We start from the raw sequence: 257 nt of genomic DNA on the forward strand, positions 1-257 counted from the left end.
ATCCGCGATCGACACGGCCCTTTCCGCGGGTAAGCTGGGGCTGCTTACCGCATACGGAGTCGTCAGCTTCGACGATATCTCGATTCAGGAGACTCCGCCTCCGTCGGACGTGCAGGCGCCTACGGTTCCGACCGGTCTGACCGCGGCAGAGTCGCCGCCCGGACAGGTCAATCTCGCGTGGTCGGCTTCGACGGACGACGATGTCGTGGCGGGTTATATCGTGCGCCGCGACGGCAGCGCCCTCGCCATGACGACCT

At 65.8% G+C, this 257-nt stretch carries 1 pseudogene; it reads left to right on the top strand.

The features are described from left to right. Positions 1 to 257 (top strand): annotated as a pseudogene (locus tag KVT31_RS29705) (hypothetical protein); the annotation flags it as partial.

This window comes from Bacillus sp. GbtcB14, assembly GCF_019091205.1.
In the GTDB taxonomy this organism is placed as follows: Bacteria; Bacillota; Bacilli; order Bacillales; family Bacillaceae_G; genus Bacillus_A; species Bacillus_A cereus_AG.